The sequence below is a fragment of the Parvibaculum indicum genome (assembly GCF_011762095.1).
Lineage (GTDB): Bacteria > Pseudomonadota > Alphaproteobacteria > Parvibaculales > Parvibaculaceae > Parvibaculum > Parvibaculum indicum.
The window spans coordinates 40,625-60,319 of sequence record NZ_JAASQO010000005.1; the positions used below are offsets into that span (position 1 = coordinate 40,625).

Sequence of the window (19,695 nt, forward strand, 5' to 3'; positions counted from 1 at the left end):
ATGAACATGCCCATCAGCCGGTCCGCCTACCGGATTCTCACGCTCGTGCTGCTCGCGGTTCTTTTCGTGGCGGTGAATACTTTCTCGAACACGGTGTTCCGCGCGGCCAAGGTCGACCTGACGGCGAACGATCTCTACACGCTGTCGGACGGCACGAAGGAAGTGCTCGCCAATATCGACGAGCCCATCACGCTGCGGTTTTTCTATTCGGAAAAGCTCGCCACGGATTTTCCGCGCATCCGCACCTATGCCAATCAGGTGCGTGACCTGCTGGAGGAAATCCGCGACGAGTCGAACGGCAAGATCGTCCTGCGGGTGATCGATCCGGAGCCTTTCTCCGAGCAGGAAGATCTCGCCATGTCGCTGGGGCTCAAGGGCGCGCCGACGACGGAGGGCGATGTCATCTATTTTGGTCTTGTCGGCAACAATCTCGTGGACGGGCTCGAGCGTATCCCCTTCTTCACGGATGAGCGGCAGGACTATCTCGAATACGACATCATGAAGATGGTGCAGACGCTGTCGCGGGCGAAAAAGCCGGTGCTGGGCATCGTGACCAACCTGCCGCTCGACACCGGCTCGGGCGGGCTGATGGCCGCTATGAAAGGCCGGTCCCAGCCGTTCATGATCTATACCGAACTCGTCAACCGCTTCGAGATGGAGTTCTTGGAGCAGAAGTTCAATCGCGTGCCCGACAATGTGGACGTGCTGATGATCGCGCATCCCAGGGAACTCGACGAGCAGACGCTTTATGCCATCGACCAGTTCGTGATGCGCGGCGGGCGCGTACTCGCCTTTGTCGATCCCTTCTCGGAAGTGAGCATGGAGCGCGGCGAGGACGGCAAGCCCGTGCGCGGCTTCACCCAGACCTCCGACCTGCATCGTCTGTTCCGCAGCTGGGGCGTCGATTACGCCCCGGACAAGATTGTCGGCGACAAGGGGCTCGCGCAGCGCGTGCGCACCGGCTTCGATGCGCGCAAACAGGACAGCGATTATGTGATCTGGCTGAGAGTACCCAAGGAACACATGAACCGATCCGACATCGTGACGGCGGATGTGGACCGGATCAATCTGGGGACGGTCGGCTATCTCACGCCGGAAAAGGGCGCGACGACCAGCTTCACACCGCTCATCACCTCGTCGAAGGATTCGCGGCTTTACGACCGCGACTATGTGGCGACCGGGCCGCGGCCTGACCAGCTGCTGGCGGGGTTCAAGCCGGATGACGAGCAATATGTCATTGCCGCGCGCCTGTCCGGGCCGGTCGAGAGCGCCTTCGAGGCCGAGCCGCCCGCGCGGGCCGAAGACGACCGGAAAAGTTCGTCGACCAAATCGAAAATGCCGGACTACAAGGCCAAGAGCGACAAGCCGGTCAATATCATCGTGGTGGCCGACAGCGACATCTTCGCCGACCGGTTCTGGGTCCAGACCCAGTCCTATAGCGGCGAACGGGTGGCGCAGCCCATTGCCGACAATGCAAATTTCATCATGTCGGCCATCGACAATCTGATGGGGTCCAACGAACTGATTTCGCTGCGCGCACGCGAACGGGCCGACCGCCGCTTCGAGGTGGTCGAGAAGCTCAAGACGAAGGCCGAGGAGCATTACCTCGCCCGGCAGAAAGCCTTGCAGGCGACGATTGACAAGACCGAGGCCCGTCTTTCCGACCTCCAGACGGGCGACGACGTCGCGCCGGAAGACAGGGAAAAGGCGAATGCCGAGATCCGCCAGTTCCGCAAGGAGCTGCTGGCGGCGCGGCAGGAAATGCGCGGTGTCCAGCGCAGCCTGCGCGAGAATGTCGAGACGCTGGGCAGTTATGTGCGTTTCCTCAATGTGCTGGCGATGCCGATTCTGGTGGCCCTTGTCGCCTTGGGGCTGGCGGTCTGGCGCTATCGCCGCCGCAAGGCGCGGGTCGCGCGCGGTGCCGGCAAGAAGGGAGCCTGACACGGATGACTGGTAACGGTTCCAACAAGGGGAAGCGGGATTTCCTGACGGTGCTGCGCGAAGAGCGGCCCTTGCGCAATCTCGTTGTGCTGGCGGCGCTGACCACCATCGTGGTGATTGCCGCGGTCGTGGCGGTTACCGGCGCGCAGCGCAGCGTGGCGACGGATTTCGAGCCGATGCCGCTTTTCGCGGGGCTTGCCGACCGCCTCGATAAGGTGCAGAGCATCGAATACACGTTCAGCCGTGGGCTGCAGGGCACCGACAAGATCGTGATCACCCGCAAGGAGGACGGCGTGTGGCGTTTGCCTGCGCGTCACGGTTATCCCGCCGATACCGAGCTGGTCAAAAAGGCGTTGCTGGGACTTTCCGAGATGGAGGCCTATGAGCCGCGCACGGCCAACAAGGAATGGCACCGCAATCTGGGGCTGCTTGCGCCGGAAGATCTCGGTTCCGCGGTGCGGGTGAGTTTCAGGGATGCCGACGGCAAGTCGATGGCGTCGCTTCTGGTCGGCCATGTGCCGGACCGGACGGTCGATGCGGGCGGGCAGGGCGTGATCTATGTGCGGCGCGCCGACGAAGACCAGACCTGGCTTGCCCGGGGCCGTCTGCCGCTCTTCAAGAAGACGAATGCCTGGCTGGCGCCGGGCTTCCTCGGGCTCGACAAGAAGGACATCAGGTCCGTGACGCTCTGGGCGGGGAGCGAACATCCGGTGGTGCTCGACCGGGCAACGCCGGAGACCGAGCATTTCAGCATCGCCAATATGCCGGGCGGGCGCGTGTCGCGCGGCGGACCGGTGCTCGACGGCGTGGCGACCGCGCTGGCCGGAGTGAATTTCGACGATGTGCTGAAGGCCGATCAGCTGAACTTCCCCGACACATCGCCGGTGGTGAAGCTCACCACCTATGATGGGCTGGCGCTGACCCTCACGATGAGCGGCGCGGGCAGCGGGCTCTGGGCGAAGATCGACGTGGACGCCACGAAGGACGCCGCCAGGGAGCGGGCGGACACGCTCAGGGCGCGCGTCGATGGCTGGGCCTACAAGATGCCGTCGAAGGTGACCACGCAGGTTACCCAGACCATGGCCCTGCTGACACGGGCCGACACCACGGTCGACGATGCGGTGCGGGGCATGATGGAAGACGCCGGGGCGGATGCCGGGCGGGGCGGCGAATAGAAGCTAGTCGTCCACCCGCATATCCGGTTCGGCGACAGCCAGAATGCGGCCGAGGCCGGGCTCTTGCAGCAACACGACGCAGCGTGCGTCCTTGTCCGGCATGACGTCTTCTCCAGGCAGCATGATGCGCATCTTTCGTCCGTCCCACATGCCGATTGGGGCGATACCGCGCACGACATTGGCATAGGTAATCGTCTCGCCCCGGTTTTCGCCGCGTTCGATCCCGACCGTTTCCGATTTCGCATAGCGGACAAGCCAGATGACGGCCGGTTTTTCCGGCGCGGGCCCGGCGGCAATCGACACGGTGAGGCGGCCTTCCTCTTTCTTGAGCGACATGGAGACGCTATTGGCGGCGGGCTTGCGCGCAGCGATCAGGGCGTCGATCTCGCGACGGTTGCTGCCGATGCCTTCGGCGGCGCCGTCCACCACCATTTGTGGCGTATAGACGCCGGAGAGGCCAAGGGCGCGGCCATAGGCCCGCTGGCGGGCGGTGTTGTCGGGGCTCGCCAGCGTGTCGCGCCAGCCGAGATAGTCCCAGTAATCGACATTGAAGGAGAGCGGCAGGACGTCTTCCCGGCGCGTAAGATCGCGCAGATAGGCGTCGGCGGGCGGGCAGCTCGAACAGCCCTGACTGGTGAAGAGTTCGACAATGACGGGGCGCGTCTGCGTATCGGCGGCGACGGCGGCCGGGGCCACGATCCCGGCGGCAAGGGCGAGTGCAATATGGAAGAGCGGCTTTCTCATGAGCGCAGCATAGGCGGCGCGCCGGACACGAACGAGTCACGATGCGGTGAAGCTGCGGTGAGGGCCGGAAGCAGCGAGAAGCCCAAGAAAAAGGGCGGTTCCGAAGAACCGCCCTTTCGCGTTTCGTATGGCGCTTTCGCTTATGTCCACTCGTCGCGGTTCCGGACGGCGAACCGGAACCACTTCGCCTGGAACCGCTTATGCGGCGAGGTTGCGCAGCACGTAGCGCAGGATGCCGCCATGCGTGTAGTAGTCGAGCTCGTCCTGCGTATCGATGCGGGCGAGCGCGTCGATCACCTTCTTGGTGCCGTCGGCGAAGGTGATGGTGACCTTGACCGTGTCACGCGGCTTCAGCGTTTCCAGACCGTCGATGCTGACCGTCTCCGACCCGTCGAGGCCCAGCGATTCCCAGCTCTCGTCGTTCAGGAACTGGAGCGGGGCAACGCCCATGCCAACCAGGTTGGAGCGATGGATACGCTCGAAGCTCTGGGCGATCACGGCCTTCACGCCGAGGAGCACGGTGCCCTTGGCCGCCCAGTCGCGGCTGGAGCCGGTGCCGTATTCCTTGCCGGCGAAGATCACCAGCGGGGTGCCGCGGCGCTTGTACTCCATCGCGGCATCGTAGATCGGCATCTGGGTGCCTTCGGGCTGCAGCTTGGTGTAGCCGCCCTCGATCCCCTTCAGCATCTGGTTCTTGATGCGGATATTGGCGAAGGTGCCGCGCATCATGACCTGATGGTTGCCGCGGCGGGCGCCGTAGGAGTTGAAGTCCTGCTGGCCGACCTGCTTGGAAATCAGGTACTCGCCGGCGGGGCTTTGCAGCTTGATGGAGCCGGCGGGCGAGATGTGGTCCGTCGTGATCGAGTCGCCGAAGAGACCCAGCACACGCGCATCGTCCACATTTTCCAGCTTGCCCGGCTTCTTCGTCATGTTCTCGAAGTAGGGCGGGTTCTGGACATAGGTGGAGTTGTCGTCCCAGCTATAGGTGTTGCCGCCGGTGACCTTGATGCTCTGCCATTTGTCGTCGCCATCGAAGACGTTGGCGTAGCGCGAGCGGAACATTTCCGGCGTGACGCAGGCATGAACGATCTCGGCGATCTCCTTGGAGGACGGCCAGATGTCCTTCAGATAGACCGGTTGACCGTTAGAACCTATTCCGATGGGTTCAGTCGTCAGGTTCTTGCGGGTGGAACCGGCCAGCGCATAGGCGACGACGAGCGGGGGCGAAGCGAGGTAGTTCGTCTTCACATCCTGGCTCACGCGACCTTCGAAGTTGCGGTTACCCGACAGGACCGACGAGACGACCATGTCGTTCTTGTTGATCGCCTGGCTGATTTCCGTCTGCAGTGGGCCGGAGTTGCCGATACAGGTGGTACAGCCGTAACCGACCAGGTTGAAGCCCATCGCGTCGAGGTCTTTCTGCAGGCCCGACTTGGTGAGGTAGTCGGTCACGACCTGCGAGCCGGGGGCGAGAGAGGTTTTCACCCAGGGCTTCACCTTCAGGCCGAGCTTATGAGCGTTGCGGGCGACGAGGCCGGCCGCGACGAGCACGTTCGGGTTGGAGGTGTTGGTGCAGGAGGTGATGGCGGCGATCATCACATCGCCATGGCCGATGTCGTAATCCTCGCCTTCGACGGGGACGCGCTTGTCGGCTTCCGACGCCTTGCCGAATTCACCCGTCAGGGCGTTTTCGAAATTGTCTTTCACCTTCGACAGGCCGACACGGTCCTGCGGACGCTTGGGACCGGCCAGGCTCGGCTCGACGGAAGAAAGGTCCAGTTCCAGCGTATCGGTGAAGACCGGCTCTTCCATGTTCGGCTCGTGGAACATGCCCTGCGCCTTGAGATAGGTCTCGACCAGCGCGACGCGCTCCTCGGAGCGGCCCGTGGCCTTGAGGTATTTCAGGGTCTCGTTGTCGACCGGGAAAAAGCCGCAGGTCGCGCCATATTCGGGAGCCATGTTGGAGATGGTCGCCCGGTCGGCGAGGGAAAGGTGCTGCAGGCCGTCGCCGTAGAATTCAACGAACTTGCCGACCACGCCCTTCTTGCGGAGCATTTCGGTAACGGTGAGCACCATGTCGGTCGCCGTGATGCCCTCGGCGAGTTCGCCGGTGAGCTTGAAGCCGATGACTTCCGGAATGAGCATCGAGACCGGCTGGCCGAGCATGGCCGCTTCGGCTTCGATGCCGCCCACGCCCCAGCCGAGAACCGACAGGCCGTTCACCATGGTGGTGTGGCTGTCGGTGCCGACGCAGGTGTCGGGATAGGCGACTTCCGTGCGGCCTTCCTTCTTGGTCCAGACCGTCTGGGCCAGATATTCGAGGTTCACCTGGTGGCAGATGCCGGTTCCGGGCGGCACGACGCGGAAATTATCGAAGGCCTTGGAACCCCAGCGCAGGAACTCATAGCGTTCGCGGTTACGCTGATACTCGATTTCCGTGTTCTGTTCGAAGGCGAGCGGGGTGCCGAACTTGTCCACCATCACGGAGTGGTCGATGACGAGGTCCACCGGCACCTGCGGGTTGATCTTGCTCGTCGAGGCGCCGAGCGTCTTCACGGCGTCGCGCATGGCGGCGAGGTCCACCACGGCGGGAACGCCGGTGAAGTCCTGCATCAGCACACGCGCCGGACGATAGGCGATTTCGCGGGTGGAGGTGCGGTTCACCATCCATTCCTTCACCGCGCGAATGTCGTCGGCGGTGACGGTGCGTCCATCTTCATGGCGCAGCAGGTTTTCCAGCAGCACCTTCAGCGAGAGAGGCAGACGCTCGATACCGTCGAGACCGGCCTTCGCCGCGTCGGGCAGGCTGTAATAGGTATAGGTGCGCCGTCCGACCTTCAGCGTCTTCCTGGCGCCGAAGCTGCCGCCGGTCTTGGTCGCGGCCTTCTTGGCGGGAGCCTTGCGGGCGGCAGGTTTGGCCGCCGGCTTGCGGGCAGGCGTCGCCTTGCGGGCGGGCGCCGTCTTCGCAGCAGGCTTGCGCGCCGTCGCGGTTTTCTTCGCAGGGGCTGCCTTTCCGGCCGTCGTCGCCTTCCTGGCAGGCGCGGCCTTGCGGGTCGCGGCGGTCTTTTTGGGCGCCGCTTTCTTCGCTACCGGCTTTTTCGCGGCGGGTTTCTTCGCTGTCGCGGTCTTGCGGGTCGCGGTTGCCTTTTTCGGGGCGGCTTTCCGGGCGGCGGGCTTTTTTGCCGCCGTTTTCTTCGCAGGCGCCTTTTTCGCGGTCGTCTTGGGTGCCGCTTTCTTCGCTACCGGTTTTTTGGCGGCGGTCGTTTTCTTTGCCGTGGTGGCCTTTTTGGTGGCCGCGGTCTTTTTCGGCGCGGTCTTGCGGGCTACCGGCTTTTTGGTGGCGGTCGCCTTTTTTGCGGCGGGTTTGGCCGTCGTCGTCTTCTTCGCAGCGGGCTTCTTGGCAGCCGGTTTCCGGGTGGCGGCCGTCTTCTTGGGCGCGGCCTTCTTGGCTACGGCCTTTTTCGCAGGCGCCTTTTTCGCGGGGGCCTTCTTTGCCGCGGTCTTCTTAGCGGTGGCGGTTTTCGCCGCCGCTTTCTTCTTTGCTACGGGCTTCTTTGCGGGGGCCTTTTTACTGGCCTTCGCCACTGCCTTTTTCGCCATCAGTTCGATCCTCGATGCTGCTTGCCGGGCCCGGAAATGCGATGCGATACGATGTGGCGCGATGCGTGTTACGCACGCCTCCAACGCCGCTGTCGATCCGCCGCCGATCTGTCGTTGCGGGCCGCTGTTCGTGACGCGGCGGACTATAATGACTTTCATCGGCTAATGCCATGCTTCGCACGCGGTCTTGAGCCATGATAATGAGCATCACGGAACAGTTCAGGGGAGGTGGCGATGGAAGCGGTGAGAACGGAGAAAAACGGCGCCGTCACGACGATCGTGCTCAGCCGGCCGGAGGTGAAGAACGCGGTGGATCGCGAAACCGCCGATGCACTGGCGCAGGCCTTTCTCGATTTCGAGCGCGACGAGGACGCGCTGGTCGGTGTGTTTCATGGCGAGAACGGAACCTTCTGCGCCGGGGCCGACCTGAAAGCGGTGTCCAGGGGCGGGGAAGGCGGCGCCAATCGCATGACGTCGCCCGGGACCGGTCTCGAAGCGGACAGGCTCGCCGCGGACGGCCCGATGGGGCCCTCGCGCATGGTCCTTTCCAAGCCCGTTATCGCGGCGATTTCCGGTTATGCGGTGGCGGGCGGCATGGAGCTCGCCTTGTGGTGCGACATGCGCGTCATGGAACGGGATGCCACGATGGGGGTATTCTGCCGGCGCTGGGGCGTGCCGCTGATCGATGGGGGCACGGTCCGCCTGCCACGGCTCATCGGCCATTCGCGGGCGATGGATCTCATTCTCACCGGCCGGCCGGTCGATGCGGAGGAAGCGTTGCAAATGGGTCTTGCCAACCGGATCGCGGAACCGGGGACGGCGCGGGAAACCGCCGAAGAGCTGGCGCAGCAGATCGCACGGTTTCCGCAAGGCTGTCTCCGGCACGACCGGATGTCGGCCTATGAGCAATGGGATTTGCCCTACGATCAGGCGCTCGCAAACGAGTTCACACATGGCCGGAAGGTGCTCGCCTCCGGTGAAACGGTTGCCGGCGCGACGCGCTTTGCCGGCGGCAAGGGACGGGGCGGGAATTTTGACGATATTTGAGGATGCGATGGCGCCGCCCGCCGCGCGGATGATGACATTGCGGGCAGCCGATCTTGCCTGCATCCGGGGCGGACGCCTCGTTTATGAAGGCTTGAGTTTCGAGGTGGCGAGCGGCGAGGCGCTGGTGCTGGTGGGGCCCAACGGGGCGGGCAAGTCGAGCCTGTTGCGCCAGATTGCCGGGCTCGTGGAGCGGGCGGCGGGCGATTTGACGCTCGAAGGCGGGAAAGAGGACACGCCAGTCGGCGAGCAGGCGCATTATCTCGGCCATCTCGACGCGCTGAAACCCGCCTTTTCGGTGGAAGAGACGCTTCGGTTCTGGGCTGCGTTTCTGGACGGCCCGGGGGGCGGCGCCCTCGATGTTCTCCCCGCGCTCGATGCCGTGCGGCTCGGCGATCTGGCCGATCTCTCGGTTGCCTATCTTTCCGCCGGGCAGCGCAAGCGGCTGGCGCTGGCGCGGCTTCTGGTGGCGCCGCGCCCTCTCTGGCTGCTGGACGAGCCCAGCGTTGCGCTGGACAAGGCCTCGACCGCCATCCTGGCGGAGCTTATGGAAGCGCATATGGCACTGGGCGGGCTCATCGTGGCGGCGACGCATCTCGAATTGGGGCTCAAGCGCCAGCTGACGCTCGACCTTTCGCCGCGCCGGCAGGTGGCCTGATGGGACGCGCCATTGCAGCCTTGATCGCACGGGATTTGCGGCTCGCCGTGCGCGCAGGGGGCGGGGGCGGCATGGCCGTCTTCTTTTTCCTGATTACGGTAAGCGTCGTCGCGGTGGGCGTCGGCCCCAACCTGTCGCTGCTGGCGCAGATTGCGCCGGGTATCCTGTGGGTGGCGCTGCTGCTCTCGTCTCTCTTGACGCTGGAACGCCTGTTTCAGGCGGATCTCGAAGACGGGACGCTCGATCTCCTCGCCATGGGGCCTTTGCCGCTGGAGGCGATCGCGGCGGCCAAGGCGTTCAGCCACTGGCTGACGACGGGATTGCCGCTGCTCGTCGCCGCGCCGCTTCTGGGCCTGCTGCTCAACCTGCCGGTCAATGTGTTTCCCCCGCTCATCCTCTCAATGGCCATCGGGACGCCCGCCCTGAGCTTTCTCGGCGCCATCGGGGCGGCGCTGACCGTCGGGGTGCGGCGCGGCGGCCTGCTCGCCTCGCTGCTCGTGGTGCCGTTCTATGTGCCGGTGCTGATTTTCGGCGTTGGGGCCGCGGATGAGGCGATTTCCGGCGCGCCGCCCGGCGTCATGCTGCAGGCGCTCAGTCTTCTCGGGGCGGTGACGCTGGCAAGCCTCGTCATTGGCCCGGTGGCCGCGGCGGCGGGGCTGCGGGCCGCGCTGAAATAGGGGGCATGTTCGAATGAGGCGCGACCTTATGTCGGGATCACAAACCGCCCCGCTCTCTTGCCGTTTCCCGCCCTGCCGGGCTACATCACAGGCATGACCATGCTCACCGCCTCGCAGCGGCTCCAGGCCTTTGCCAATCCCACGCGCTTCATGGCGCTGTCGGGCCGTCTTGTCGCGCCTCTCGGCGTGCTTACGGCGGCGGTGATGGCGGTGGGGCTCTATTTTGCGCTCTTCGCCTCGCCGCCCGACTATCAGCAGGGCGAGACGGTGCGGATCATGTATATCCATGTGCCGTCGGCCTGGCTGTCGCTTTTCGTCTATTCGGTGATGGCGGTGGCAAGCGGTGTGGCGCTCGTGTTCCGTCATCCGATCGCCGATGTCTGCGCCAAAGCGGCGGCGCCCATCGGGGCGGCCTTCACCTTTCTAGCGCTGGTCACAGGCTCGCTCTGGGGCGAACCGATGTGGGGCACGTGGTGGGTCTGGGATGCCCGCCTCACCTCCGTCCTCATCCTTTTCTTCATCTATCTGGGCTATATGGCGCTCCGCGCCACCATCGACGACCCGCATGCCGCGACGCGGCCGGCGGCGGTGCTGGCCCTGGTCGGGTTCGTCAATGTGCCGATCATCCATTACTCGGTGAACTGGTGGAATACGCTGCACCAGCCGGCCAGCGTGTTCCGGATCGACGGACCGACCGTCGCATCCTCCATGCTCGTGCCGCTGATGACGCTCGCTGTCGGTTTCACGCTGTTTTTTGTCGTGATGCTGCTTGTGCGGATGCGGGCGGAAGTGCTCAGGCGGCGTGTGCGGGCGATGAGCCTGCGCCGGGCCGAAGGGTAGGGCGAATATGGCCGAATTTTTCCATATGGGCGGATATGCCGCCTTCGTCTGGCCGAGCTACGGGCTGGCCGCGCTTGTCTTTATCGGTGTGATCTGGCAGAGCCTGGCCGATCTCAGGGCGCAGAAGCGTCTGGTGGACAAGCTGGAAACGCGCCGCCGCAACCGCAAACCGGAGGACGGCGCGTGACGGACGAGCCTTCGGCGGGAGGAAGACGGCGACTGCTGGCGCTGATCCCGGCCGCGGTTTTCTTCGTTCTGGCCGGTTTCTTTCTCGTGGCGCTGTTCAGCGGCGATCCATCCCGTGTGCCGTCGGCACTGATCGGGCGGGAGGTGCCCGCGTTCGACCTGCCGCCCGTCGAAGGGCTACAGCAGCCGGGTCTCGCCGACGGAAACTTGCGCGGGGGCAAAGCGAGCATCGTCAATGTCTGGGCGAGCTGGTGCGTGCCGTGCCGCGAGGAAATGCCGATGCTGGTCGAGTTTCGGCAAAAGCACCCCGAGGTGCCGCTCTACGGGATCAATTACAAGGACGATCCGCGCGCCGCGCGGCGTTTCCTTTCCGAACTGGGCAACCCGTTCGACCGGATCGGCGCCGACGCCAAGGGACAGGCCTCCATCGACTGGGGCGTCTATGGGGTGCCGGAAACCTATGTGGTGGATGGCGAGGGGCGGATTGCCGTGAAACATGTCGGCCCGCTCACACCGGAAAGTATCGAGAACGATATCCTTCCGGCGCTGCGGGCCGCATCCCCGGCAGCCGAGGCCGCCGGGTCCTAGTCTGGGGTGGCAGCCGCCGCTGCCGGGCCACTGGCGAAAACGGATTACTTCTTCTTGCGGGCCGTCGCCTTCTTCGCCGCCGGCTTGCGGGCGGGGGCCTTCCTGGCGGCGGGCTTTTTCGCGGCCGGTTTCTTACGGGCCGGCGCGCGCTTGGCCGGGGCCTTTTTGGCAGGCGCGGCACTTTCCCCGGCCTTCAGGCCTTCCACCGCTTCATTCAGATGGGTGAGCGCCTTCATCAGGTCCGACTGGATGGTCTTGGGCATGATGTCGAGAAGCGCCTTCTCGGCGGCCAGAGCGCGCGGCATGGCGCTTTTGAGCGCGCGGCGGCCGGCGGCGGTGAGGCGCACGGAATTGGCGCGGGCATCTTCGGCGGTGCGCTTGCGGGCGAGAAGGCCGTTCTTGATCATGCGGCTGATCATGTCGGCCAGCGTCGAACGGTCGATGCCCGTGCGGTTCACCAGATCGGTCTGGCTCAGGCCCTCTTCCTCGTTGACGGCGAATAGAACGATGAACTGGCGGGGCGTGAGCGAGCTGTCGCCCATTTCCTGCACGAACTGGTCATAGGCGAATTGCTGCGCGCGGCGCAGCAAATGGCTCAGCGAGCTTTCAAGGTCGAAACTTCCGGCAGTCTTCCTCGGGGCCATGCAATTTTCCTTCAGATGTTTGTCGCCGGAGTGATCCGCGGGAAACGGGCCGCATGCGGAAAGCCGACGGCTGGCTTGAGCCATGTTGTCATTCTGGACGCGTTGTCCTGCTGGCTGAATCGAGCGCATAACGACAACGCTGCCCGGCGCGCGATGGCCGGCCATGGCAACACCGCATATTCGAATGCCTGTGTGCCGGGATATGGCCTGAACGTCTGCGCCGATCTATCATCATATGCACCTGCGGACCCCTGCCGCGCAAGAGGGTAGGACGAAAGAATCGTGCTTATGGGGCGCATATATCTGTAGCCGGAGCAATAATGCGCCGCTTCGGCTGCCTATCCGAGCGGTAGTTGCGTAATTCCGTGGGCAGACAGACCCTTTCGGGCGGGCGGTAACGATTGAGTAGCAATAACGAAAAGTGACACGGCGATGACGGGCGACAACCGAGACGACAACGAAGATGAACGAACTGCAATGCGCGACGCCGTCACGCATCGTGTGCCCAAGCCCCAGGAGCCGGGGCGGGCGGAGGATGTCGCCTTTTCGCGCCGCGTGCCGGATGGAGACAATCTTGCCCGCGACATCTGCGACGCTTGCGGTTTTATCGATTATGTGAATCCGCGGATCGTGGTCGGATCCGTCGTCGAGCACGACGGGCGTATTCTGATGTGCCGCCGTTCCATCGAGCCGCGCCGGGGGTTCTGGACATTGCCGGCGGGGTTCATGGAGCAGGGCGAAACGACGGAGGACGGCGCACGGCGCGAGGCACGCGAGGAGGCGAATGCTGAAATCGCCATTCACGATCTGCTGGCCGTCTACAATATTCCGCGTATTTCGCAGGTACAGCTCATGTATCGCGCAACGCTGGCCCGGCCCGAATTTTCCGCCGGCGAAGAGAGCCTTGAGGTGGCGCTTTTTGCATGGGACGATATTCCGTGGAAAGAGCTTGCCTTCCCCAGCGTCTATTGGGCGCTCACACAATATCGCAGCGTTATGGACAAGGCCGGTATCGTACCGTTCGGCAATCCGGAAGGAGAGAACGGGAATTTCTTTCCCGCGGCCCCTTCCGCGGGCTGAGGGCTTTCGTATTTTCGCCGCTTGGCGTTGCCGTCTCCTTTGGGCATGATCCCCGACGGAGGAGGCCCGTTCGTGCGGAAGGAGACGGGCCGTTTCATCGGGGGAGGGAAATGACGTGGCCGAATTGTCGGGCGGTGAGCAGGCTTATAAGCACAAGATGACACGCGAAGAGAGGCGGGTCATTTTCGCCTCGTCGCTGGGCACGGTTTTCGAGTGGTACGATTTTTATCTGTACGGTTCGCTTGCCGCGATCATCAGTGTCCAGTTCTTTTCTGGCGTGAACCCGACCGCGGGATTTATCTTCGCCCTGCTCGCTTTTGCCGCGGGTTTTGCCGTGCGGCCCTTCGGGGCGCTGGTGTTCGGTAGGCTGGGCGATCTTGTCGGCCGCAAATATACATTTCTCGTCACCATCACCATTATGGGGCTTTCGACCTTCATCGTAGGCCTTCTGCCCAATTATGCGACCATCGGCATGGCGGCCCCGATCATCCTGATCGCGTTGCGTCTGGCGCAGGGTCTTGCACTGGGCGGCGAATATGGCGGCGCCGCGATCTATGTCGCGGAACATGCGCCGACGCATAAGCGCGGCAATTACACCTCATGGATTCAGACGACGGCGACGATGGGCCTTTTCCTGTCGCTGCTGGTCATTCTCGGTGTGCGGCTGTCGATGGACGGCGCCGAATTCGAAAGCTGGGGATGGCGCATTCCTTTCATTCTCTCGATCATCCTGCTCGGCATATCCGTCTGGATTCGCGTGCAGCTCAACGAGTCGCCGCTCTTCAAGAAGATGAAAGAGGAAGGCACGCTCTCCAAATCGCCGATCAAGGAAAGTTTCGGCAAATGGCCCAATCTGAAGATCGTGCTGATCGCGCTGCTCGGTCTCACGGCGGGGCAGGCGGTGGTCTGGTATACGGGCCAGTTCTACGCCCTTTTCTTCCTGACGCGGATTTTGAAGGTGGACGGGCAGACGGCCAATCTGCTGATCGCGGCCTCGCTGCTGCTTGCCACGCCCTTCTTCATTGTGTTCGGGTCGCTTTCCGACCGGATCGGTCGCAAGCCGGTGATCCTTGCAGGCTGTCTCATCGCGGCGCTGAGCTACTTCCCGATCTTTACCGCGCTGACCCATTTCGCCAATCCTGCGCTGGAAGTCGCGCAGCGCGAAGCGCCGGTCGTGGTCGTGGCCGATCCCGCGGAATGCTCCTTTCAGTTCAATCCGGTCGGCACGGCATCCTTCACCTCGTCCTGCGACGTGGCGAAATCGGTACTGGCAAAAGACGGCATTCCCTACAGCAATGAAGCCGCGCCCGCCGGGACAGGGGCGGTCGTGAAGGTCGGCGAGGCGGAGATCGCGTCTTTCGACGCCACGCAGGACGGCGCGATGGAGATGCGCGCTTCCTTCACGGCAACGCTCGAGACCGTGCTGCGCGATGCGGGCTATCCGAAATCGGCCAATCCGGACGAGATCAACTATGTGGCGGTGATCGCACTGCTCTTCGTGCTCGTACTGCTGGTGACGATGGTCTACGGCCCGATCGCGGCGGCGCTTGTCGAGCTCTTCCCCACGCGCATCCGCTATACTTCCATGTCGCTGCCCTATCATATCGGCAATGGCTGGTTCGGCGGTTTCCTGCCCACGGTTTCCTTCGCCATCGTGGCGGCGACGGGCAATGTCTATTCGGGGCTGTGGTATCCGGTCATCATCGCTTCGATGACCTTCGTGATCGGGCTTCTGTTCCTGCCGGAGACAAAAGACAGGGAACTGCATCCAGAAGGAGAGTAGGGCTTACTCCGCCGGTCGGACCGCATCCGTCGCTTCGTCGTCGGGTTTTTGTGGGGCGTGCTTTGTGAGCACGCCAAGCTGCGCCATGCCGAAAACGAGGGTGATGGGCGTGACGCCGAAGAGCTTGAAGCTGACCCAGAAATCGGTCGAGAAGTTGCGCCAGACGACTTCGTTCACGATGGCGAGAAAGACGAAGAAGAGGCCCCAGCGCACGGTGAGGATCATCCAGCCCGTATCGGTGAGGTCGAATGCGCTGTCGAAGAGCTTCTTCATCAGCGGCTTGCCCATCATCGCGGCGCCCAGCAGCGCGGTGGCGAACAGCAGGTTCACGATCGTAGGCTTCAGCTTGATGAACTCGTCGTCATGCAGCCAGAGCGTCAGTCCGCCAAAGACCATCACAAAGACGCCGGTGACGAGCGGCATGGTGGGAACATGGCGGTATTTCGCATAGGAGACGCCGAGCGAAACGACCGTCGCGATCATGAAGGCGCCGGTGGCCCAGAAAATCGTCTGTTTTTCCGGGACACCGAACAAATTGTCGGCCTGGGCATTCATGATGAAGAACACGGCCAGCGGACCGAGCTCGATGGCCATGCGGCCCCATTGGGAGCCGGTCATGCCCGCATGTGTCGTATCGGCTTTCGTCTCGGTCATTCCGGACTCCGCATTCATGAATATCGGCCGCCTGTTTCTTTCTACGCGCGGCGCCCTCCGGCTGGATCAGTTCCGCCCGTCAGGTCGCGCGTTCAGTTCGCTCCGGCAATCGCCTTTGCATAAGCGTCCGCCGAGAAGCTTTGCAGGTCTTCCACGCTTTCGCCGACGCCGATCATATGGACCGGCATGCCGAATTTCTCGGCAATGGCAACCAGGATGCCGCCCCGCGCCGTACCGTCCAGCTTGGTCATGACAAGGCCCGTGACGTCTGCGGTATTGCCGAAAATCTCTACCTGATTCACCGCATTCTGACCGGTGGTGGCATCGAGTACCAGCAGCGTCGCATGCGGCGCTTCGGGCTCTATCTTCTTCACGACGCGGATTAGCTTTTCCAGCTCCGCCATCAGATCGGCCTTGTTCTGGAGACGGCCCGCCGTGTCGATCAGCACGACGTCGGCGCCTTCCTCCTTGGCGCGCGCAATCGCCTCATAGGCAAGCCCCGCCGCGTCGCCGCCGAGCTTGGTGGTGACCACCGGCGCGCCGATGCGTTCGCCCCAGACCTTGAGCTGTTCCACGGCGGCGGCGCGGAACGTGTCGCCGGCTGCCAGAATGACCGACTTTCCTTCCGCGATCAGCTTTGCGCCGATCTTGCCGATGGTGGTGGTCTTGCCCGCGCCGTTCACCCCGACCATGAGGAGCACATAGGGCTTTTTCGCGGTATCGATCTCGAAGGGTTTTTCCACGGGCTTCAGGATGGCGGCGATTTCGGCGGCCAGCGCCTCGCGGATTTCCTCCGGGCTCACTTCCTTGTTGAAGCGGTCCTTGCGGATTTCGCCGGCGATCTTCGCGGCCGCATCGAGGCCCAGATCGGCGGAGATCAGGAGGTCCTCCAACTCTTCCAGCGTCTCGTCGTCAAGCTTTCGCTTGGTGAAGATGCCGGTGACGCCTTCGGAGATGTTCTTCGCGGAGCGGGAGAGCCCCTCCTTCATGCGGCGAAAGAGGCCCTTCTTCTTTTCTTCCGACCCGGTCTCGGTCTGGGTCTTGCTGTCGCTCATGCCGCCAATAATCCCTTGAAACGCTTGCCGTCATGCCCGGCGAGCTGGACGGGCAGGATGTCGCCCGCCTGTGCCTTGCCGCCTTCGAGCCTGACCGGCGTGAACTGGTGAGTGCGGCCCATCGTGCCGGTTTCCATCAGCACCGGGCAAGTGGCGCCGAGACCCGATTCCAGGTGGGCGCGCAGGCGCTCGACGCCCTTCTGGCGAAGGCGGGCCGCGCGTTCCTTTATGAGGGCGCGTTCCACCTGCGGCATGCGCGCGGCGGGCGTGCCGGGGCGCGGCGAATAGGGAAAGACATGCAGCCAGGTGAGGCCGCATTCATCGACATGGCGCAGCGAGTTCTCGAACATTTCGTCGGTTTCGGTCGGGAAACCGGCAATGATGTCCGCGCCGAACACGATGTCGGGGCGCAGGCGGCGGGCTTCCTCGCAAAAGGCGATGGCGTCCTCGCGCGAGTGGCGGCGCTTCATGCGCTTCAGGATCATGTTGTCGCCGGCCTGCAGCGAAAGATGGAGATGCGGCATCAGCCGTTCCTCTTCCGCGATGAGACGCATCAGCGCATCGTCCGCCTCGATGCTATCGATAGAGGAAAGCCGCAGGCGTTCCAGCTCCGGCACCAGCTTCAGGATACGGGTTGCCAGATTGCCGAGAGAGGGCCGGCCCGGCAGGTCTGCGCCATAGGAGGTGATGTCGACGCCCGTCAGTACGATTTCGCGATAGCCGTTCTCGACGAGGTTGCGCACTTCGGAGACGACCTCGCCCGCGGGCACGGAGCGGGAATTGCCCCGGCCATAGGGAATGATGCAGAAGGTGCAGCGATGGTCGCAGCCGTTCTGCACCTGTACGAAGGCGCGGGCGCGGCCTTCCAGCCCCTGCACGAGATGGCCGGCGGTTTCGCGTACCGACATGATGTCGTTGACGCGGATCTTTTCATTGGCGTGGAGCGCGCGGGCGGGCGTCCAGCTTGACGCTTCCATCTTTTCGGCATTGCCGATGACGAGATCGACCTCGCCCATATCGCCGAAGCTTTCCGGATCCACCTGCGCGGCGCAGCCGGTCACGATGATACGGGCCTCGGGGTTTTCGCGGCGCGCCTTGCGGATCGCCTGCTTGGCCTGGCGCACGGCCTCGCCCGTCACGGCGCAGGTGTTGAAGACGATGGCGCCTTCGAGCCCTGCCTCGGCGGCGTGGCCGCGCATGACTTCCGACTCATAGGTGTTGAGGCGGCAGCCGAAGGTGACGATTTCGGTGGGCTTCTTCTCGCTCATGCCGCTCCCCCTGAAAGAAGTGCGGGATCGAGTTCGCTTTCATAATCGAGCGTCGCGGGGCCGGTCATGTAGATGTGGTTGTCGGCCTCGCGCCATTCGAGCGTCAGGTCGCCGCCGGGCAGGCTTACCGTCATGATCCGTTCCGTCTTGCGGCGGCGGATCGCGGCGACGGCGCTGGCGCAGGCCGCCGTGCCGCAGGCCTTGGTGAGGCCTGCGCCACGCTCCCAGGTGCGAATGCGGATATGGGTCGGCGAAAGCACCTGCGCGACGGAAATGTTCACGCGCTCGGGAAAGAGCGGGTGATGTTCCAGCATCGGACCGATGCGGCCAAGGTCGATGGCGTCCACATCGTCGACGAAGAAGATGGCATGCGGGTTGCCGACATTCACCACGGCGGGCGAATGCATGATGGGATCGCCCAGCGGACCCACTTCGAGCTCGATGGCGCGGGTGTCGCGAAATTCTTCGGAAAGCGGGATCTCGTCCCAGTTGAGGCGCGGTTCGCCCATATCCACCGTGATGGTACCGTCGGGGCCGTGCATGGCGACCGTGTCGCCGCCCAGCGTTTCGATGGTGACGCTGTCCTTGTCCGTCTCGTCGAGCAGGATCTGGCCGATACAGCGGGCCGCGTTGCCGCAGGCCTCCACCGTGCCGCCGTCATTATTGCGGATGCCCATAAAGGCGTCGCCGCCCTCGCGGGCCGGTTCGATGGTGATGAACTGGTCGCAGCCCACGCCGTTTTCCCGGTCGGCGATGCGGCGCACAAGCTCCTCCGTCAGCGCGAGCGGATGCGCGCGCAGGTCCAGCACGACGAAGTCGTTGCCGAGGCCGTTCATCTTGCGGAACGGCATGGGACGGGGTGTTGCGGTCAAAGCTGCCATAATGAGGGGATATATGGCGCTTTTGGCCCGAAATTGCCAGAGGAATGAGGAATCGGCGGTGCCGGGCGGGGAAGCGGGCCGGGGTGAGGTTCGACGGGCTCGTCGGGGTCATGATCCTCCGTTATCGGATGGATTTCATTTGCCGGAATTTCGAACCTTCCATAGAGTTTTCCCCGGGTCGCCCGGAGGTGATTCCAAGACTAAGGCAAGGATGCCTCCGTGGCCGTCGAGAGAGCCCGCATCGGTTCGCGGTCGGCCCGGGCTTCCTCTACCGGCCGGAACCTTCCGGTGACGGACCCATGCGCAACCAGACCGCATGGATGATCGACATGGCGACGAAAACTGCCAAGGCTTCCAAACCCGCTGCCGCCAAGGCCGCGAAACCGGCTGCCAAGCCCGCCGCGAAAAAGGCCGCCGCCGCGGCTCCGGCGGCGAAGCCGGCCGCCAGAAAAGCCGCGAAGAAGAAATAATCCGGCTGTTCCACGAGACGATGCGGGCCCGGTGCGCAAGCACCGGGCTCTTTTTTGTTCGGGTCGGGGGAGGGGTCAGGCCTTCTTCAGAAACTCGGTCTTCAGCACCAGCCCCTTGACCTGCTTGGTGCTGCAATCGACCTCGCCGGGATTGGCCGTCAGGCGGATATTCTTCACCAGCGTGCCGCGCTTGAGGGTCTGGGAGGTGCCCTTGACCTTCAGATCCTTGATGAGGGTGACGGAATCTCCGTCATTGAGTTCGGTGCCGTTGCTGTCGCGCACGATGATGTCGTCGGTCAATGCCGTATTCCTTAAACTGGCGGGTGGGTTGAGGGAGCGTAAAATCGGCCCTACTGCGGGTAAGGGCAAGCGAATATCCGCCGCGGGGAGAGGTCGAGTGCTGAAAC

At 63.7% G+C, this 19,695-nt stretch carries 18 protein-coding genes and 2 pseudogenes; 10 read left to right on the forward strand and 10 right to left on the reverse strand.

Going from position 1 to position 19,695, the window contains the following annotated elements; genetic code table 11:
* A complete protein-coding gene (locus tag FHS78_RS07705) occupies nucleotides 1-1,941 on the forward strand; it encodes a GldG family protein (protein WP_167092813.1) in 1,941 nt (646 codons plus the stop codon).
* 5 nt (nucleotides 1,942-1,946) lie between these two features.
* Entirely contained in the window at nucleotides 1,947-3,116 is a 1,170-nt protein-coding gene (locus FHS78_RS07710) for a DUF4340 domain-containing protein (RefSeq protein WP_167092816.1), read from the forward strand.
* A 3-nt stretch (nucleotides 3,117-3,119) separates the two neighbouring features.
* Here FHS78_RS07710 and FHS78_RS07715 read toward each other — a convergent pair whose 3' ends face one another.
* The 3 genes and pseudogenes from FHS78_RS07715 to FHS78_RS19350 form a co-directional block, all read right to left on the reverse strand.
* Nucleotides 3,120-3,860 carry a DUF1223 domain-containing protein gene (locus FHS78_RS07715; protein WP_167092819.1) on the reverse strand — a complete coding sequence of 247 codons (741 nt, stop codon included), beginning with the start codon at nucleotides 3,858-3,860 and terminating at the stop codon, nucleotides 3,120-3,122.
* Nucleotides 3,861-4,058: 198 nt separating this feature from the next.
* Nucleotides 4,059-6,722 (reverse strand): annotated as a pseudogene (gene acnA, locus FHS78_RS07720) (aconitate hydratase AcnA); the annotation flags it as partial.
* Between the two features lie 171 nt (nucleotides 6,723-6,893).
* Nucleotides 6,894-7,619, reverse strand: a pseudogene (locus FHS78_RS19350) (histone H1-like repetitive region-containing protein); the annotation flags it as partial.
* A gap of 75 nt (nucleotides 7,620-7,694) precedes the next feature.
* Here FHS78_RS19350 and FHS78_RS07725 point away from each other — a divergent pair.
* The 6 genes from FHS78_RS07725 to FHS78_RS07750 all read left to right on the forward strand — a co-directional run bounded on the left by FHS78_RS07725 (nucleotide 7,695) and on the right by FHS78_RS07750 (nucleotide 11,453).
* Nucleotides 7,695-8,507: a crotonase/enoyl-CoA hydratase family protein gene (locus FHS78_RS07725; protein WP_167092825.1), complete on the forward strand. Its 813-nt coding sequence runs from the start codon at nucleotides 7,695-7,697 to the stop codon at nucleotides 8,505-8,507.
* Nucleotides 8,508-8,538: 31 nt separating this feature from the next.
* Nucleotides 8,539-9,162 (forward strand): heme ABC exporter ATP-binding protein CcmA, encoded by a 624-nt coding sequence (gene ccmA / locus FHS78_RS07730; protein ID WP_167093224.1) that lies wholly within the window; start codon nucleotides 8,539-8,541, stop codon nucleotides 9,160-9,162.
* Complete coding sequence (ccmB, locus tag FHS78_RS07735) at nucleotides 9,162-9,839, forward strand: heme exporter protein CcmB (RefSeq protein ID WP_205305243.1); 678 nt, start codon at nucleotides 9,162-9,164, stop codon at nucleotides 9,837-9,839. Before ccmA ends, ccmB begins: the two co-directional genes overlap by 1 nt.
* Before the next feature lie 93 nt (nucleotides 9,840-9,932).
* Nucleotides 9,933-10,679: a heme ABC transporter permease gene (locus FHS78_RS07740; RefSeq protein ID WP_425500292.1), complete on the forward strand. Its 747-nt coding sequence runs from the start codon at nucleotides 9,933-9,935 to the stop codon at nucleotides 10,677-10,679.
* Between the two features lie 7 nt (nucleotides 10,680-10,686).
* A complete protein-coding gene (ccmD, locus tag FHS78_RS19355; protein ID WP_167092828.1) occupies nucleotides 10,687-10,866 on the forward strand; it encodes a heme exporter protein CcmD in 180 nt (59 codons plus the stop codon).
* On the forward strand, nucleotides 10,863-11,453 hold the full coding sequence (locus FHS78_RS07750) for a DsbE family thiol:disulfide interchange protein (protein WP_167092830.1): 591 nt from the start codon (nucleotides 10,863-10,865) through the stop codon (nucleotides 11,451-11,453). The genes ccmD and FHS78_RS07750 overlap by 4 nt, the downstream gene beginning before the upstream one ends.
* 44 nt (nucleotides 11,454-11,497) lie before the next feature.
* On the opposite strand, the gene FHS78_RS07755 is transcribed toward FHS78_RS07750, so the two are convergent.
* Nucleotides 11,498-12,097, reverse strand: coding sequence for a MarR family winged helix-turn-helix transcriptional regulator (locus FHS78_RS07755; protein WP_205305244.1), 600 nt, complete (start codon nucleotides 12,095-12,097; stop codon nucleotides 11,498-11,500).
* A gap of 432 nt (nucleotides 12,098-12,529) precedes the next feature.
* Here FHS78_RS07755 and FHS78_RS07760 point away from each other — a divergent pair, with 432 nt between their 5' ends.
* The gene (locus tag FHS78_RS07760; protein ID WP_246220393.1) at nucleotides 12,530-13,177 is read left to right on the forward strand and encodes an NUDIX hydrolase; all 648 of its coding nucleotides are present in this window, start codon (nucleotides 12,530-12,532) and stop codon (nucleotides 13,175-13,177) included.
* 157 nt (nucleotides 13,178-13,334) lie between these two features.
* Nucleotides 13,335-14,960, forward strand: coding sequence for an MFS transporter (locus FHS78_RS07765; RefSeq protein ID WP_167093232.1), 1,626 nt, complete (start codon nucleotides 13,335-13,337; stop codon nucleotides 14,958-14,960).
* A 3-nt stretch (nucleotides 14,961-14,963) separates the two neighbouring features.
* On the opposite strand, the gene FHS78_RS07770 is transcribed toward FHS78_RS07765, so the two are convergent.
* The 6 genes from FHS78_RS07770 to FHS78_RS07795 form a co-directional block, all read right to left on the reverse strand.
* Nucleotides 14,964-15,614, reverse strand: a complete 651-nt coding sequence (locus tag FHS78_RS07770; protein WP_205305245.1) for a septation protein A — start codon at nucleotides 15,612-15,614, stop codon at nucleotides 14,964-14,966.
* A 92-nt stretch (nucleotides 15,615-15,706) separates the two neighbouring features.
* On the reverse strand, nucleotides 15,707-16,669 hold the full coding sequence (gene ftsY / locus FHS78_RS07775) for a signal recognition particle-docking protein FtsY (protein WP_167092836.1): 963 nt from the start codon (nucleotides 16,667-16,669) through the stop codon (nucleotides 15,707-15,709).
* A complete protein-coding gene (mtaB, locus tag FHS78_RS07780; RefSeq protein WP_167092838.1) occupies nucleotides 16,666-17,937 on the reverse strand; it encodes a tRNA (N(6)-L-threonylcarbamoyladenosine(37)-C(2))-methylthiotransferase MtaB in 1,272 nt (423 codons plus the stop codon). Before mtaB ends, ftsY begins: the two co-directional genes overlap by 4 nt.
* A complete protein-coding gene (gene dapF, locus FHS78_RS07785) occupies nucleotides 17,934-18,788 on the reverse strand; it encodes a diaminopimelate epimerase (RefSeq protein ID WP_205305246.1) in 855 nt (284 codons plus the stop codon). Before dapF ends, mtaB begins: the two co-directional genes overlap by 4 nt.
* Before the next feature lie 298 nt (nucleotides 18,789-19,086).
* Nucleotides 19,087-19,302 (reverse strand): hypothetical protein, encoded by a 216-nt coding sequence (locus tag FHS78_RS07790; RefSeq protein ID WP_167092698.1) that lies wholly within the window; start codon nucleotides 19,300-19,302, stop codon nucleotides 19,087-19,089.
* A 61-nt stretch (nucleotides 19,303-19,363) separates the two neighbouring features.
* The gene (locus FHS78_RS07795) at nucleotides 19,364-19,588 is read right to left on the reverse strand and encodes an alkylphosphonate utilization protein (protein ID WP_167092840.1); all 225 of its coding nucleotides are present in this window, start codon (nucleotides 19,586-19,588) and stop codon (nucleotides 19,364-19,366) included.
* Nucleotides 19,589-19,695 lie beyond the last annotated feature (107 nt).